The following is a 16335-nucleotide window of genomic DNA, read 5'->3' on the forward strand; positions in this document are numbered from 1 at the left end:
GGTCTGGGGGGCCGGGGGGGGGGGGGCGGGGGGGGGGGGGGGGGGGGGGGTTGGGGGGAGTGCGGCTGGAAGCCACGAAAAAATTGATGTAGTGTATTGGTTGGGTGGGCGACGAAACGAAACACACACCCCCCCCCCCCCGCCCCCCCCCCCCCCGATCCCCCCAGACCTGCCAAAAAGGGACAGGTTTATTTTGGTCGGTTTTATCTGGGGTAATGCCGCACATGCGATTATCTAAAGATCTGAATTCAGATAACTGAATAGACTATCTGACAAAATCGAAACCCGCACCCACCAGCCCTTTTGCTATTCCCGGCGGGGGCCGCGGGTAAAGTTTATCGCGAGTTCCGCACGAGCCGGAGAGCACTTAATGTGCTCTCCGTGCGAGCAGGACTGTAGAGCAGGAAACTTTACCCGCGGACCCCGCCGGGAATAGTAAAAGGGCGACCCCTGTCCGGAGTCGCCCTTGTTGAGCTGCTTATGTACGGCTGTTACTCGGCGTCGTGGTGACGGCGGGGCTTGCGGCCTCCGTTGTCACCGGGACGGCGCGGACGGTCGCTGCGCTCGGAGCGCTCGCGGCGCGGACGCTCACGGCGCTGGAAGTGCTCGCCATCGCCCTCGGGGGCACCCTCGGCACGAGCCGGAGCCTCGGGCTTATCCAGACGATCGAGCGAGATCTTGCCGCGATCGTCAACCTCGATGACGACAACCTTAACCTCGTCGCCCACGTTGAGGACGTCCTCGACCTTCTCCACGCGGCCCTTGGCGACGCGGGAAATGTGCAGCAGGCCGTCCTTACCGGGCAGCAGGTTGACAAAGGCGCCAAAGGGCTGGATGGAGACCACGCGACCGGTGTACTCCTCGCCCGGCTCGGGAACCTTGATGATGAGCTTGATGCGCTCGACAGCCTGGTCGACGGACTCGCCGGTGCCGCCGACAAAGACGGTGCCGTCCTCCTGGATGTCGACCAAAGCACCGGTCTCGTCTTGGATGCCGCGGATGACCTTACCGCCGGAACCGATGACGTCGCGGATCTTGTCGGTCGGAACCTGGATGGAGACGATGCGCGGAGCGGTGCTGCGCGTGGTGTGGCGCGGCTCGGGGATCACATCGAGCATCTTCTGCAGGATGAAGGCGCGACCCTCCTTGGCCTGCTGCAGGGCGCGGGCCAGGATGTCAAAGGTAAGGCCGGTGGCCTTGTTGTCCATCTGCAGAGCGGTAATGCCCTCGGTGGTGCCGGTGACCTTAAAGTCCATATCGCCCAGGAAGTCCTCGAGACCCTGGATGTCGGACAGGACCACGGTCTTGCCCTCCTCCTGGATCAGACCCATGGCGATACCGGAGACCGGGCGCTTAATGGGCACGCCGCCGTCCATGAGGGCGAGCGTGGAGCCGCAGGTCGAAGCCATCGAAGAGGAGCCGTTGGACTCCATGACCTCGGAGACCACGCGGATGGCGTAGGGGAACTCGTTCTCGTCGGGGAGCACCGGAAGCAGGGCGCGCTCGGCCAGGTTGCCGTGGCCGATCTCGCGGCGCTTGGGGCTACCCATGCGGCCGGTCTCGCCGGTGCAGAACGGCGGGAAGTTGTAGTGGTGCATGTAGCGCTTGCCCTCGGTGGGCTCGATGGTATCCAGACGCTGGCCCTCGTTGAGCATGCCGAGCGACAGGACGGAGAGCACCTGGGTCTGGCCGCGCTGGAACAGGCCGGAGCCATGAACGAGCGGCAGGTAGTTGTCCTTCACCATAATGGGGCGAATCTCATCGGCGGCACGGCCGTCGACGCGCTCACCGGTCTCGACGACCATGGTGCGCATGGCCTTCTTCTCGAGCTTCTTGAGTGCCACGGGGATCTCGCGCTCCCAAGCGGCCTGCTCCTCCTCGGTGAACTCGGCACGGATGGACTCCTTCAGAGCCTCGACCTTGCCGATACGGGATAGCTTGTCGGCGTCGCGAAGGGCGGCTGCCATCTCGTCGTAGTGGGCGAAGATGCGCTCCTGGACCTCCTCGACAGGCTGGTCGAGCGGGTACTCCTTCTTGACGATAGCGCCGTTGACCTGCTCCCACTCGGCAACGAACTCGTCCTGAGCCTGGCAGAAGGCAGCGAGGGCCTCCTGGCCAAACTTCATGGCGGCGAGCATATCGTCCTCGGAGATCTCATCGGCGCCGGCCTCGACCATCGAGATGAAGTCGGCAGAGCCGCCCAGCTCCAGGTCCAGATCGGAGTTCTCGCGCTCCTCATAGGTGGGGTTGACGATAAACTCGCCGGTCTCCACGTTGCGGCCGATGCGCACGCACGCAAGCGGGCCCTCGAAGGGCACGCCGCCGAGCGTCATGGCCAGGGAGGCACCCATGACGTTGATGACGTCGAAGGGGTTGACCTGGTCGGCGACGAGCGAGGTGGCGACGATGTGCACCTCGTTGCGGAAGCCGTCCGGGAAGCTCGGGCGAATAGGACGGTCGATCATGCGGGCCGTGAGCGTGGCCTTCTCGCTGGGACGGCCCTCACGCTTGAGGTAGCCACCCGGGATGCGGCCGGCAGCGTACATCTTCTCGTTGAAGTCGACGGTCAGCGGAAAGAAGTCGTAGTTCTTGCGCTCCTTGGAGACGACCACGGTGTCGAGCATCGTGGTGTCGCCCTGCTTGACCAGACAGGCGCCGGTGGCCTGCTTGGCAAGTTCGCCCGACTCAAAGGTGTAGGTCTTGCCGTACAGCTCAAAGGTCTTGGATACGAGTGTCATTGTTCTCCTTTACCCCGCAGGCCCCTTGCCTGCGGGCTTCTCATGTGACGCGGGCCCCCTGCCCCCGCCACGCTTCAGAGCGTGATTGTTCACGCCCTTACACAAAAAGAGCGCCCCGCTGCGCAGGACGCTCTTAGCATGTACAAATCCTTACTGGATGTTGTCGCGGATGCCCAGAGCCTTGATGAGCTCACGATACTCGACGACGTCGTTCTTCTTGATGTAGGAGAGAAGACGACGACGGCGACCGACGAGCATGAGCAGACCACGACGGGTGTGGAAGTCCTTCTGGTGGGACTTCATGTGCTCGGTCAGCTCCTTGATGCGCTCGGTCAGGATGGCGACCTGAACCTTGGGGTTGCCGGTGTCGACCGGGGTGTTACCGAACTGGGCAGTCAGCTCCGCCTTGCGCTCTTTGGAAACAGTCATTGTTTCACCTTTCGTTTCGCGTCGCCCGCGGGCGACTCTATTCGCCTCGGACTGGGAAGCCGCCGGTGGAGCGAGCATCCAAGGTCGAGGTACCAACAGGTCGGTATGTTACCACAAGCGGACCGCGTCTGCCCATCATCACCGACCCAACATGAATTCCATCGCGCGAAGACGCTGATCGGTGTGCGTCGCAGCCCAAACATGCGAAAGCCCCAGCAAAAAGGCGGCAGTATGGGGATCGACCCTCTCGGCCATGAGCGCATCGAAGGTCATGGACATGAGGGCGCGCAGCCATGCGACCTCGCCGGTCGACACCAGCTCGGCACCCGGAACGCTCGACGCGCACGACCCGCACATGAGCCCGCCCGCCTGGGGCGAAAAATACGACAGCATGGGGTCTCCGCACAGTACGCAGGCCGAAAAATCGGGTCGATAGCCAACGTGCGACAACAGCTTAAAGACATATGCCGCCACAAGCAGATCCATATGTGCCGTATCGAGCCTGCTGCCCACCAGGGCAAGTGCTCGCTGCGTAATGGCAAAGGTAAACGGGTCCTCGGCGTCCTCGAACGAGCACACGCGCGCGACCTCGGCGATCGCGCTTGCGGCGCAGGTCGTCTCGTAATCGGGCGCGGCGCCGAGCGGCGCCTCCATAAGCTCGGCCTGGGAAACCACGTCAAGCGACCGTCCGTGCGCGAGCAGCATATCAACGGTACAGAACAGCTCACAGCGCGCCGCCAGGCGCCCGCCGGGTTTGCGCGCGCCCTTTGCCACGGCACGGACCTGCCGACCCCGCTCATCGAGCATCGTCAAGATCAGATCGGTCTCCTTGAGCTTGGTCTTATCGAGGACGAGTACCTTTGTGCGATATGTCCGTGAGCCTGCCATGAGCGCCGCGCGCCCTTAGTCCTCGGCGTTGTAGCCAAAACGGCGAATCTGGGCCTCGTCGTCACGCCAGCCGGCCTTTACCTTCACATCCAGCTCCAAAAAGACCTGCGTGCCAAAGATGCGCTCAAGATCGCGACGGGCGTCGATGCCGATATGCTTGATCATCTCGCCGCCCTTACCGATGATGATGCCCTTTTGGCCCTCGCGCTCAACGTAAATGGTGGCATGCACGCGCAGCACCTTCTTGGTCTGCTCGAGCGCATCGCAGATTACGCCAACGGAGTGCGGAATCTCATCACGGGTGCGGCGCAAGACCTTCTCGCGCACAAACTCGGCAACGAGCGTCTCGTCGGAAGCGTCGGTACCCATGTCCTCGGGGAACCAACGCGGGCCCTCGGGCAAAAAGTGCGCAACGGTCTCGATGAAGGCATCGACGTTAAAGTTCTTGACCGACGACGTCACGATCTCATCGTCATATTCCATGAACTCGTGGGCGGCCTTAAGCTGCTCCATGACCTGTGCGGGGTCGGCCTCATCGGCCTTGGTGAGCACCAGGACCTTCTTGGAACGGGCGCATCTGACGCGCTCGGCAACCCAGGCGTCTCCCCTGCCGATCGGTTTGGTGGCATCAATCAAAAACGCGACGACATCGACATCGTTCAGCTCGAACAGCGCGCTCTTGTTGAGCTCGGACCCCAGGCCGTCCTTGGGCTTGTGAATACCCGGGGTATCGACAAAAACCAGCTGGTAGCCAGGGCGATTGACGACGGCGCGCATGCGACGGCGGGTCGTCTGGGCCACCGGCGAGGTGATGGCGACCTTTTTGCCATAGCAGGCGTTGAGCAGCGTGGACTTACCGGCGTTGGGGCGGCCGACCAGGGCCACGAAGCCGCTGCGGAAACCGGGCTCAACGTCGCCAAAGCCCGCGAGGCTGTCGTCCTCGTCGCACAGGGCGTCGAGCTCCTCGTCACTCATGCCCTCAAACGGGTCGAACTCCTCGACCTCGCAAGCCTCAGTCGCTTCGGCATCCACAGCATCCAGGGGCTCGTCGTCCAGCGTTTCATCGATAGGCTGCATATTGTCGGACATGAAGATCCCTTTCTAAATAAAGCCGAGCGCGTGGGCAAATACCAACAAGCCCACAATCGCGGCGGTGATGGAAAGAACGTATACGGAGGCGGCGGCGATATCCTTTGCACGCTTTGCCAGCGGATGGAACTCCTGGGTCGCCAAATCGACAATCGCCTCCATGGCGGTGTTGCACAGCTCGCCGTGAATCACCAGGCCGCAGCAAATGATAATCGTAGCCCACTCGGCAATGTCGAGCCCCACGATGCAGCCGGCAATGACAGTACACACACCCGCCACGAGCATGACCTTAATGTTACGCTCGGTCTTGACGGCGGTAACGAAGCCCTCCATGGCGTAGGAGAACGACTTTAAAAAGGACGGATGGTCCTTGTTCGATCCGGGAATCATAGACGGCTCCTAGTCGTGGGCATGGTTGGTGATGGGGCCGACGTGAACCAGCTTGGGGTCCTCGCCGCGCTCGAGCGCCAGATCGCGCAGGATGGCGTCCTCGCGGGCCTCCATGACCTCGGCCTCGTCGTCCTCGATATGATCGTAGCCCAGTAAATGCAACATGCCATGCACGAGCATCAGGCGGCACTCATCGGCAGGGCTATTGCCAAAGCCGGGGGCCTGACGGGCAATGACCTGCGGGGCCAAGATGATATCGCCGAGCTCGAGCGTCTCGTCGGCTGGGATATCCTCGTCAAAGGCCGAGTCGCATTCAAACGAGAGGACATCGGTGGTACGGTCGATACCGCGCCACTCGTGGTTGAGCTCGCGCATCTCATCCTCATCGACATACGAAAGGGAAATCTCGACTTTTCGCTCAACGCCCTCGGCAGCAAGCACGACCTCACAGATGTGCTCTACCTCCTGCGCGTCAAGCAGCGTATCGAGCTCGGCATCGTTGCTGATCAATACACTCAACGGGACTCCTTTCGGTCGCGCACGCGTTTCTCGCGCACGTCATCATAAGCATCATATGCCTCGACGATTCGCCCCACCAAGGCGTGACGCACCACGTCGGCACGCTCGAGGTGCGAAAACGCGACATCGTCGACACGACCCAAAATCTGCTCAACGTCGGCAAGACCGCCGCGACGACCTACCAAGTCACGCTGGCTCAGGTCACCGGTAATCACAAACTTGGAGTTAAAGCCCAGGCGCGTCAGGAACATCTTCATCTGCTCGGGCGTGGTATTTTGAGCCTCGTCGAGCACCACGAAGGCATCGCTCAGCGTACGACCGCGCATGTAGGCAAGCGGGGCGATCTCGATCACGCCACGCTCCATAAGCTCATCGGTGCGCTCGCGATCCATCATGTCAAAAAGGGCGTCGTAGAGCGGACGCATGTAGGGATCGATCTTTTCCTCGAGGGTACCGGGCAAAAAGCCCAAGTTCTCCCCCGCCTCGACAACCGGACGCGTCAAGATCAGACGGCCCACCTCGTGACGCTTGAGCGCGGCAACGGCAAGCGCCATGGCCAGATAGGTCTTACCGGTACCGGCAGGACCCAAGCCAAACGTGATGGTATGCGAGCGGATGGCATCCACATAGCGCTTTTGACCGAGCGTCTTGGGGCGAATGGCACGACCGCGATACGAAAGCAGCACATCATCGCGAAGCGACGTAGCCCCGTACTCACCGTCGCGCAAGACGGCCAGGCAGCGAGAGACATCGTCGACAGACAGCGTCCGACCGGCGGCAACCTCGCGAAAAGCATGCTCGAAAAAGCGCGCCACGAGCTCGACCTCGTCCGGGTCACCGCACACGGCGATACGGTCGCCACGGGCGACCACGCGGGCGCGAACCAAGCTCTCGAGCGCACGAAGGACGCCGTCGCCGGCACCCAAAACGCGCGAGGGATCAATTCCATCGGGAACGGTAAGTCTAATCTTCGAGGCTTCCATGAACCTCCCTGCGTGCATGGACCAAGCCGGAATCATCGACTCCGATGATAGCAACATCGAGCAGGCACGGGGCTGTGAGTCCGCAGGTATCGTCAAGACGGGCATGATGGAACGAACCGAGCGTCAGGTTGTCGCCATACTCGAGCACGGCGCGCTCGACGGTGCCCACGCGACGGCGGGCGTCGACAATGGCGAGTTCCTGCGCCGCGGCTCGCATACGACGGCTGCGCTCAGCCATAACCTCGGGCGGCACCTGGTCGGGCATGTCGGCAGCAAGGGTACCGGGACGCTTGCTATAGCGGAAGACATGCATGCGCGAAAAGCCCACGCGACGGCACAACGCCAGCGACTCCTCAAATTCCTCGTCCGTCTCGCCGGGAAAACCGACGATGACGTCGCACGAAAGGGACGCCTGAGGCAAGTTGGCGCGGATCATGCGCACCGTCTCCTCAAAGGCCTCGGCGCTATAGGGACGGCCCATACGATGCAGGGTCGCCGTGCAGCCAGACTGCACGGGCAGGTGCAAAAACGGGGCGATACGCTGCGGATAGCGCGCCATGACTTTAAGCAGGGGCTCGGAGATATCCATGGGCTCGACCGAGGAAATGCGCACATGCGGAATAGACGTACGCTCCATGATGGCCTCGAGCAGCTCATCGATCTCGACGTGTTCGTCGGTCGCACTCTTGCCATCGTAGGCGCCCAGGTTCACGCCCGTCAGCACCACCTCGGGCACGCCGGCCTCCTGAGCCTCACGAACTTGTTCGAGCACAGACTCGACCGGCACGGAGCGCTCGGGGCCGCGGGCCTTCCACACAATGCAATAGGTGCAACGATGGTTGCAGCCGTCCTGGATCTTCACACCCAGACGCGAGCGACCGAGCGCGTCGACCACGTCGCCGTCGCTACAGGCGGCCACGCTATCGGACTCAACGCCCAGCACCTCGCAGACGCGTTTGGCGACATCGATCTTAGACGGCTCCGCGATCACGCGGTCCGAAAGATCCAGAAGCTCCTCGGGGTGCAAATTGACAACGCACCCGGTCACGACCACATAGGGCTCTTTTGGATGAGCCAGCGCATGGCGGACGGCCTTACGGGTCTTGGCCTCGGCCTCGCCCGTAACGGCACAGGTGTTAATGACGATAAGCTCCGCATCCTGAGGCTCCACCATTGCAAAACCCAGGCGCATAAGATCGGCAGTGATACGGTCGGACTCAACCCGGTTGACACGGCAGCCGAGGTTGACAACAGAGATATGAGGTGCGAGCACGCGGGCTCCTTAATCGAGGATGTCGTCGAGAGCGCTCTTAATGCGATCGGTCACCGATTTCTTGCCGGAAGCGACATCGTCGCCCGACTCGGCGGCGAAAGCCTCGAGCAGCTCGCGCTGCTTGGCGGAAAGGTTCGAAGGGACGAGCACGCGCAGCTGAACGATCAAGCGTCCACGCGAGCCGCCACCGCCGATACGGGGCATACCGTAGTTGTTGACACTCACGGTGTCGCCGTACTGCGTACCGGCGGGGACGCACACCTTGACGACCTCGTCGGGCAAAATGCCCTCAACCTTAATCTCGCAGCCGAGCGCAGCCTGCGCAATCGAGATATCGCTCACGAGGTACAGGTCGTCGCCGTTGCGTTTAAAACGCTCGTGATCGGCGACGCGCACGTTGACGATCAGGTCGCCCGAGGGCTCACCACGAAGGCCTGCCTCGCCAAAGCCGCTCACGCGCAGCTGGCGACCGGTCGAGACGCCGGCAGGGATATCGATGTCGATCTTTTCATGCGAAGGCGTGCGGCCCTGACCGTCGCAGGTCTCGCAGGGATGGTCGATGACCGTGCCTTCGCCATGGCAGTCGGGGCAGGGCGAAGAGGACTGAACCTGACCCAGGAACGAGCGCTGGACCGTCGTGACATAGCCCGTGCCGTGGCAACGGCTGCACTGCTTTTCGGCCGCACCCTCCGCCCTACCGGTGCCATTGCAATCATCACAGGGGGCAAGGCGGTCATAGCTGATCGTCTTTTTGCAACCGAGCGCCGCCTCCTCAAGGGTCACCGAAAGGGAGATGGCCATATCGCGGCCGCGACGACGCTCGCGGCGATTTCGGGCGCCACCGCCGGCGCCGCCGCCAAAGAACGACGAAAAGAGGTCGTCCATGCCCATGCCGCCAAAGATATCGTTAATGTCGACATAGCCGGAGCCACCGGGGCCGTCGGGCGAACCGTAGCGATCGTAGTTTGCACGCTTCTGCTCGTCGGAAAGAACGGAATATGCCTCGTTGAGCTCTTTGAACTTGGCCTCGGCATCGGGGTCGTCCGAAACGTCCGGGTGTACGATACGGGCCTTCTTTAGAAACGCGCGCTTAATCGTCCGCGCGTCGGCATCCTTGTCGACGCCAAGTACCTCGTAGTAATCCCTATTTTCCGACACGACCGAATCCTTCCGACTTTCATTATTGTCACAGTGCGTCCTATACCCAAGCTGGGCCGACCGCAAACAAAGGGTTTGATGTTATTGCATTGCGTAGGGCGAAAGCATGGCACGTTGCGAGCAGCTCGCAAACCAAACCGACACGAGAGCAAACATAAATCCGTTGGCAAAACCGTTGGCAAACTGCATCGCGCCGCGCTTCCACCACAGCAGGCTGCGGTGAAGCACGCCGTCCGAGAGCACCATGAACAAGCCCATGGCAAACGGAACAAAGCACATCATGGCAAAGGCCGAGAACACGCCCGAGATGGCCGACAGCACCAAAAAAGGCGCCACGATGCCCATCAGGTAAAAACCGGTACGAGCCTTGCCCTCCAGGCGTTCGGCCTCGACATGGGCGCGCCCGACCAAATCGCCGCCCGAGGCACCGTTGGTGCCGGCGTGACCCATGCCGTCAATATGGATCTCGTCGCCATCATGCGTGCCGGCAGGAAACTCAATCGTCTGCTCGGAGGTCACACGGGTCCGCCCGCTGCCACCGCAATCGGGGCAGGGGTCGGCGACGACCTTACCGGAACCGCCGCACTCGGGGCAGACCGACTGGAACGTGCCGGCACCAAACAGGAAGGACAGGTCGACGTCGATGTGGCCGCGACCGCCGCAGCTCGGACAGGTATGTGCATGCTCGGACGAGACAGAACCCGAGCCTCCGCAATGACCACAGGTATCGAAGCGCGTATAGCGGACGGTCTTGCGGGCACCGCCCTTGGCCTCCTTGGCGTCGAGCTTAATATCGACGACCACGTTGGCGCCGTTCTCGGGATTATAGGCAGCCTGGCTGCGACGCTGCTGGCCCCAGGCGCCACCAAAGGGAAAGCCGCCCTCAAAGGGATTGCCATAGCCTGCGCTGCCGGCGTAGCCGCCGCCATAGGGCGAAGCAGAAGGAGCGCCGGCGAAGGGATTGCCCGAGCGCATGGCATCATAGCGCGCACGCTTCTGCTCGTCCGAAAGCACGGCATAGGCCTCGGAAACCTCTTTAAACTTTTCCTCGGCATCCGGCTCTTTGTTGACGTCCGGATGGAGCTTGCGGGCCTTTTGCTGAAAGGCCTTCTGTATATCACGCGAGGTGGCGTCCTTGGAGACACCCAAGATCTCGTAGTAATCTTTTTCGTTCATCGTCGCCATGCGCGGCAACCTCCTGCTCACAGCAGCGTATATATTGCGGTAATTCTACCCGAGCGGCCTAAGCTAGACCCCAAAACAGCTCGAACAGCATATTTCCATCGAGCCAGCCCAAGTGGGTGGGCGCTAAACGGGCGCGGGCGCGACCTGCTACAACATCTTTTGAGGTGATGCGCCCCGCATGCCCCTCGACATCATCGGGTACCCAGGTGGCAAGGCCCAACTCGAGCGCACGGTCACAGGACGCCGCCAGCTCGCCTGCAGGAATCACGCTTGCCGAGCGAACCAACAGGTCGGGCCCAATGCCACGCGTCATGCGACAGGCGAGCATCAAATCCTCCGCCGCCGCCTCGCGCTGCGACAGATACTCGGCATCAAACGTCGTCGCGGCATCGTCGCGTTGCACCAGACGCACGCGATACGCATCGCCGCGAGCGGACACGCCGGGATAAAGCCCGGCCAAGCGATCGAAATCCTCGGCGTCGAGCATGCCCGCGGCAGAGCGACCCAGGCCCAGATAGCCCCGTCCGGTCCAATAGGCAATGTTATGCGAGCACTCATGTCCGTCGAGTGCATAGCTTGCCACCTCATACGGGTGATAGCCGGCCGCGCCCAGACGCTCGCGCGCCGCTTCCATGCACGCAGCCTGAAAATCCTCGTCGGGCTCGAGCGACTCGTCGTAGAACGCCATGCGGTAGAGCGGCGTGCCTTCCTCGAGCGTGAGAGGGTACACCGACACATGTTGCGGCAGCGCTGCCAACACGCCATCGAGCGTGCGCTTCCAACTCGCTGCGGTCTGCCCGGGAAGGCCGCACATAAGGTCGCACGACACATCGAGCCCAGCGTCCTTAACCGTCGTGATGGCAGCGAGCGCCCGATCGGCATCGTGAATACGGCCGATGGCGGTAAGTTCGGCATTATCGAGCGTTTGCACGCCCAGAGAGACGCGCGTGACACCAACCTTGGCAAGCGCAGCGGCAAGCTCGGCGGTCAGCGACTCAGGATTAGCCTCGCAGGTAAACTCAACGGGCTTGCACCACATGCAAATACGCCGGGCAAGCTCCACCAGACGCTCTCCCGCCAGCGACGGTGTGCCGCCGCCAACATAGACGGTGCGGACCTGTGCAAGCGCCCCGGTGTCTCCAAAGGCATCAAGGCGCGCATACAGCTGCACAAAATAGGCATCGAGCGCAGCGCTCAGGTCGCACGGAGCAAAACTGCGTGAGTCAAAGTCGCAGTACCGACACTTTTGAGCGCAAAACGGCACATGCACGTACAGCGCGGTAACGGCCACCGTTAGGCCTCCAGCGGATGGGCGGGCACCGACTCGCCAGCGGCAAGTGCGGCCTCGCAGGCCACCACATCGCGCTCGATATCATCGACCAATGCCATGAACTCCTCATATGTGGAGCAACGCACCACCTGGGCGCGCCAGGCTGCAGCATGGGGCATGCCCTTTAGATACCAGCTTGCATACGTACGGGCACGTGACATGAGCGGCAGAAGCTCATGCGTCAGCGTGAGATGCTCGCGCAGGGCGTCCAGGCGCTCGACAGAGCTGCGCACCGGCACCGGTACGCCATTGAGCGCAAGGGCGCGAGCATCACCAAAGACCCAGGGATTACCGTAGATACCGCGTGCGATAAACACCGCGCTGGCACCCGAGTTGCGCAGATGCTCCGCGGCATCCTCGGCCGAGAACACGTCGCCCGAACCGATAACGGGAATCTCGACGGCATCGGCCACCTCATCGACGACCGACCAATCGGCCTGACCCGTATAGAGCTGCGTGGCACAGCGACCATGCACCGCCACAGCAGCGGCGCCCGCCCCCTCGAGCATCTGGGCAAACGTCGCGGCATTGCGATCTTCGGCGTAAAAGCCTTTGCGGATCTTAACGGTCACGGGCACGTGCGCCGCGCCCACCGCCGCCTCGACGATCTTTTCGGCCAGCTCGGGCGTGCGCATGAGCGCCGAGCCCTCGCCTTTGGTGACGACCTTGCGAGCCGGGCAGGCCATGTTGATATCGATCAGCGACAGGCGATCGCCCACACGCTCCTCGACGGCAGCGACGGCGCTCGCAAATTGATCGGGCTTGGAGCCAAAGAGCTGTACGCAGATCTGCCGCTCCTCGTCTGCCGGCAGCACCAAGCGCCACGTCTTATTGCTGGCATAGGCAAGGCCCGCCACGCTCACCATCTCGCTATAGGCAAGATTGGCGCCGCGGCGGCGGCACATGATGCGATAGGCGGGATCGGTCACGCCGGCCATGGGAGCCATAAGGAACGGCTGCTCGGCATAGGCACCCAGCAGCCGCGTACTGTATTCAGAAAGCGCCATGGAACTACTCGTCCACCTTGAGGATCGCCATAAAGGCCTCTTGCGGGACCTCGACCGAACCGATGGCCTTCATGCGCTTCTTGCCCTCTTTCTGCTTCTCGAGCAGCTTGCGCTTACGCGAGATATCGCCGCCATAGCACTTGGCCAAAACGTCCTTGCGGCGCGCCTTGACGGTCGAGCGGGCAATGATCTTGTTGCCGATGGCACCCTGAATGGGCACCTCGAACAGCTGGCGCGGAATAATTTCCTTAAGCTTGTCGCACAACCCGCGGGCCAGCCCATAGGCCTTGTCCTTGTGCACGATAAACGAAAGCGCGTCCACCTCGTCGCCCGAAAGCAGGATATCGAGCTTGACGAGCTCGGAGGGACGATACTCGTTGAACTCATAATCGAGCGACGCATAGCCCTTGGTGCGGCTCTTGAGCTGGTCAAAGAAGTCCAGGATGAGTTCGGCGAGCGGCATGTCGAAGCGCATCTCGACCGATTTGCTCGTGAGGTGGATCATGTCGGTCGTAATGCCGCGGTGCTCGATAGCGAGCTGCATGACGGCTCCCGTATACTCGGGCGGGCAGATAATCTTGGCCTTGAGGTAGGGCTCCTCAATGCGCTCGATGCGCGTAGCCTCGGGCAGATCCTGCGGGCTGCGGACATCAATCATCTCGCCGTCGGTCTTGTAGACGTGGTAGTCCACCGAAGGGCTCGTGGCGATGAGGTCCAGGTTGAACTCGCGCTCCAGGCGCTCCTTGACGACCTCCATATGCAGCAGGCCCAAGAAGCCAACGCGGAAGCCAAAGCCGAGCGCCACCGAGGTCTCGGGCTCCCACACCAACGACGGGTCGTTGACATGCAGCTTATCGAGAGCGTCGCGCAGGTTCTCATAATCCTTGTTGTCGATCGGGAACAAGCCCGTGTAGACCATGGGCTTGGCCTCACGGTAACCGGGAAGCGGCTCAGGGCAGGGATTCGACGCCCACGTGAGGGTATCGCCCACGCGAACGGCCTCAGGGTCCTTCAGGCCCGTGACCACGTAGCCCACCTCACCGACCGTCAGCGCGTCGACCGGAGTCTCGGCGGGACGCTTGACGCCCACGCCATCGACCAAAAAGTCGCCCTCGGCCTGCATCATGCGCAGGGTATCGCCCTTCTTGATGGAGCCGTCAAAGACGCGGACCGTGGCAACGACGCCGCGGTACTCGTCAAAATACGAATCCAGGATGAGCGCCTTGAGCGGCGCCGTCGCATCGCCCTTGGGCGGTGAGATCAAAAAGACGATGGACTCCAGCAGATCATGGATGCCCTCGCCGGTCTTGCCCGATACGCATACGGCATCGTCGGCTGGAATCGCCAGGTCATCCTCGATCTCGGTCTTAACCTCGTCGGGGTGTGCCGACGGCAGGTCGATCTTGTTGATAGCGGGCACGATATCCAGGTTGGCGTTCATGGCGAGCGTCGCGTTGGAGACGGTCTGCGCCTCGACGCCCTGCGTGGCGTCGACGACGAGCACCGCACCCTCGCAAGCGGCAAGCGAACGCGAGACCTCGTAGGTGAAGTCCACGTGGCCCGGCGTATCGATCAGGTTGAACTGATACGTCTCGCCATCGTCGGCGTCATAGGAAACGCGAACGGCATTGGACTTGATCGTGATGCCGCGCTCGCGCTCGATATCCATGGTGTCGAGCAGCTGCGATTCCATGTCGCGCTCGTCGACGGTATGGGTGAGCTCGAGGATGCGATCACTGATCGTGGACTTGCCATGGTCGATGTGCGCAACGATCGAGAAGTTGCGGATGTGGGAAATGTCAATTGAAGTATTCATGCGGACTATCTTACCCGAGCGATACAAAAAATGGAGCCTGTTCCATAAAACAGGCTCCATTTATGCGCGTAATCTGTGTGGTGTGAAATTTACAACTTAGGCGTTGATGCTGTTCACGAGCTTGGCAAGACCGGACTTGCGGTTGGAAGCCTGGTTCTTGTGGATAACATGCTTGGCGGCAGCCATGTCGAGACGCTTGGTGACGGTCTTGAGGGCAGCCTGGGCCTTCTCGGCGTCGCCCTCGGCGACGGCGGACTGGACGTGCTTGGTCAGCGTCTTGAGCTCGGACTTGACAGCCTTGTTACGCATGCGAGCTGCCTCATTGGTGCGGATACGCTTCTTCTGAGACTTGATGTTTGCCACTTCTGGAGTTCCTTTCGAGTTCCTTGCAAAAAATGTATGACACCTCTGAGACACGGTGAGGTCATGCAAGCGCCTACTATAGCACGCTCCCCCTCAAAGGGATAGAACGAATTTGTCAAATAGACAGGTATCATCACGATTTTCTCAAGATGTTCGTAATCCAGAGCAAAAGCGCGTTCTGAGAATCGGCCGAACCCTTAAGAGCGAGCTCAACATCGACCGCGCCCTCGAGCGCCGCGACGAGCTCCGCCATCGAAAAGCGGCGTGCCCAGGTCAGGTGATTCTTAACCTGCCAGGGTTGAAGCTTGAGCGTCGCGGCAAGCTCGCGACCCTGCCCACGCGCATCGAGCGCCTTGGCGACGATAAGCTCGCGAATGCGTCCGCACAGCAGCGTGTAGGTCCACACATAGCTCTTGGCGGGTAGCAGCCCAAAGAGCTCAAGCGAGCGGCGCATATCACGAGCCGAGACCGCGTTGAGAAAATCCCAAGGCTGAACTTCGGCCGTGCGCACGATCCAGCGTTCCACATCGGCAAGCTCAATTTGCGGCGCATCGACCATCTGGGCAAGCTTGGCCAAGTCGTTATCGAGCATGCGAGTGTTTTCACCCGAACGCGAGACGAGTTCCTCGGCGGCCGCCGTCGAGATCGACTTGCCGTGCTGCGTCGCCATCTGCTGCACGCGGCGCGGTAGCTCCCAGCGCTTGGTGCCGGAGCAATCGATCACGGCCTTCTTGTCGATCTTGGCGATCGCCTTATACAGGCGCGTGTTCTTGGCAAGCGAGTCGGCGATGATGAGACAGACCGTTGTGGGGCTTGGACTCGCTAAATACTCGACAAGCGGCTCCGAGACCGCCTTGGCGAGCTTTGAGCAGCCGTCAAGGATTACCAAGCGAAACTCGCTGCCCATGGGAAAAGTGTTGAGCGATCCGATAATGGACTCGATATCGGGGTCCTTGGTCATGTCGCGCTCGTCGAGGTTGAACTCGACCATACCCGACTTTTCCAGACGTGCTTTCATACGCGAGACGGCGTGGTCGCGCTTGACTCCGTCGGTACCGACAATCAGATATGCCGGCAGCAGACCGGTTTCAGACATCGCGCTCCCCTCCCGCAGGCTCTCCTGTTCGTACCGTGCCATTCTATCCCACGGGTTGGTCCCGCGCCAAC

At 61.6% G+C, this 16335-nt stretch carries 15 protein-coding genes; all 15 read right to left on the reverse strand.

All coding sequences use genetic code 11. The annotated features are described in order from the left end of the window. Positions 1-491 precede the first annotated feature (491 nt). Complete coding sequence (locus ACTNDJ_RS05740) at positions 492-2738, reverse strand: polyribonucleotide nucleotidyltransferase (RefSeq protein ID WP_441015482.1); 2247 nt, start codon at positions 2736-2738, stop codon at positions 492-494. A gap of 150 nt (positions 2739-2888) precedes the next feature. Further along, on the reverse strand, positions 2889-3167 hold the full coding sequence (rpsO, locus tag ACTNDJ_RS05745; RefSeq protein ID WP_154516313.1) for a 30S ribosomal protein S15: 279 nt from the start codon (positions 3165-3167) through the stop codon (positions 2889-2891). 138 nt (positions 3168-3305) lie between these two features. After that, complete coding sequence (recO, locus tag ACTNDJ_RS05750; RefSeq protein WP_154516310.1) at positions 3306-4055, reverse strand: DNA repair protein RecO; 750 nt, start codon at positions 4053-4055, stop codon at positions 3306-3308. Positions 4056-4070: 15 nt separating this feature from the next. Beyond that, positions 4071-5144: a GTPase Era gene (gene era / locus ACTNDJ_RS05755; RefSeq protein ID WP_441083432.1), complete on the reverse strand. Its 1074-nt coding sequence runs from the start codon at positions 5142-5144 to the stop codon at positions 4071-4073. Between the two features lie 12 nt (positions 5145-5156). Beyond that, positions 5157-5534, reverse strand: a complete 378-nt coding sequence (locus ACTNDJ_RS05760) for a diacylglycerol kinase family protein (RefSeq protein ID WP_427726826.1) — start codon at positions 5532-5534, stop codon at positions 5157-5159. A gap of 9 nt (positions 5535-5543) precedes the next feature. Next, positions 5544-6053: an rRNA maturation RNase YbeY gene (gene ybeY, locus ACTNDJ_RS05765; RefSeq protein ID WP_441083433.1), complete on the reverse strand. Its 510-nt coding sequence runs from the start codon at positions 6051-6053 to the stop codon at positions 5544-5546. Next, positions 6050-7036, reverse strand: coding sequence for a PhoH family protein (locus ACTNDJ_RS05770; protein ID WP_441063835.1), 987 nt, complete (start codon positions 7034-7036; stop codon positions 6050-6052). Before ACTNDJ_RS05770 ends, ybeY begins: the two co-directional genes overlap by 4 nt. Further along, positions 7017-8309, reverse strand: a complete 1293-nt coding sequence (locus ACTNDJ_RS05775; RefSeq protein ID WP_441083434.1) for a MiaB/RimO family radical SAM methylthiotransferase — start codon at positions 8307-8309, stop codon at positions 7017-7019. Before ACTNDJ_RS05775 ends, ACTNDJ_RS05770 begins: the two co-directional genes overlap by 20 nt. Positions 8310-8318: 9 nt before the next feature. After that, positions 8319-9467 (reverse strand): molecular chaperone DnaJ, encoded by a 1149-nt coding sequence (gene dnaJ, locus ACTNDJ_RS05780; RefSeq protein WP_441063832.1) that lies wholly within the window; start codon positions 9465-9467, stop codon positions 8319-8321. A gap of 81 nt (positions 9468-9548) precedes the next feature. Next, positions 9549-10652 carry a DnaJ domain-containing protein gene (locus ACTNDJ_RS05785; protein WP_427747934.1) on the reverse strand — a complete coding sequence of 368 codons (1104 nt, stop codon included), beginning with the start codon at positions 10650-10652 and terminating at the stop codon, positions 9549-9551. Between the two features lie 58 nt (positions 10653-10710). Next, positions 10711-11943, reverse strand: coding sequence for a radical SAM family heme chaperone HemW (gene hemW / locus ACTNDJ_RS05790; RefSeq protein ID WP_441063830.1), 1233 nt, complete (start codon positions 11941-11943; stop codon positions 10711-10713). A 2-nt stretch (positions 11944-11945) separates the two neighbouring features. After that, positions 11946-12989, reverse strand: a complete 1044-nt coding sequence (dusB, locus tag ACTNDJ_RS05795) for a tRNA dihydrouridine synthase DusB (protein WP_427717514.1) — start codon at positions 12987-12989, stop codon at positions 11946-11948. A 4-nt stretch (positions 12990-12993) separates the two neighbouring features. Further along, a complete protein-coding gene (gene lepA, locus ACTNDJ_RS05800; RefSeq protein ID WP_154516289.1) occupies positions 12994-14805 on the reverse strand; it encodes a translation elongation factor 4 in 1812 nt (603 codons plus the stop codon). Between the two features lie 96 nt (positions 14806-14901). Then, positions 14902-15168, reverse strand: coding sequence for a 30S ribosomal protein S20 (rpsT, locus tag ACTNDJ_RS05805; RefSeq protein WP_022094714.1), 267 nt, complete (start codon positions 15166-15168; stop codon positions 14902-14904). A gap of 133 nt (positions 15169-15301) precedes the next feature. After that, positions 15302-16264, reverse strand: coding sequence for a DNA polymerase III subunit delta (gene holA / locus ACTNDJ_RS05810; RefSeq protein WP_427747932.1), 963 nt, complete (start codon positions 16262-16264; stop codon positions 15302-15304). Positions 16265-16335 lie beyond the last annotated feature (71 nt).

It is taken from the genome of Collinsella sp. HCP3S3_D1 (assembly GCF_052064015.1).
In the GTDB taxonomy this organism is placed as follows: Bacteria; Actinomycetota; Coriobacteriia; order Coriobacteriales; family Coriobacteriaceae; genus Collinsella.

Coding starts and splice junctions, on each gene's coding strand:
- ACTNDJ_RS05740 (WP_441015482.1), bottom strand. CDS start 2,738: ATGACACTCGTATCCAAGACCTTTGAGCTGTACGGCAAGACCTACACC.
- rpsO (WP_154516313.1), bottom strand. CDS start 3,167: ATGACTGTTTCCAAAGAGCGCAAGGCGGAGCTGACTGCCCAGTTCGGT.
- recO (WP_154516310.1), bottom strand. CDS start 4,055: ATGGCAGGCTCACGGACATATCGCACAAAGGTACTCGTCCTCGATAAG.
- era (WP_441083432.1), bottom strand. CDS start 5,144: ATGTCCGACAATATGCAGCCTATCGATGAAACGCTGGACGACGAGCCC.
- ACTNDJ_RS05760 (WP_427726826.1), bottom strand. CDS start 5,534: ATGATTCCCGGATCGAACAAGGACCATCCGTCCTTTTTAAAGTCGTTC.
- ACTNDJ_RS05770 (WP_441063835.1), bottom strand. CDS start 7,036: ATGGAAGCCTCGAAGATTAGACTTACCGTTCCCGATGGAATTGATCCC.
- ACTNDJ_RS05785 (WP_427747934.1), bottom strand. CDS start 10,652: ATGGCGACGATGAACGAAAAAGATTACTACGAGATCTTGGGTGTCTCC.
- dusB (WP_427717514.1), bottom strand. CDS start 12,989: ATGGCGCTTTCTGAATACAGTACGCGGCTGCTGGGTGCCTATGCCGAG.
- lepA (WP_154516289.1), bottom strand. CDS start 14,805: ATGAATACTTCAATTGACATTTCCCACATCCGCAACTTCTCGATCGTT.
- holA (WP_427747932.1), bottom strand. CDS start 16,264: ATGTCTGAAACCGGTCTGCTGCCGGCATATCTGATTGTCGGTACCGAC.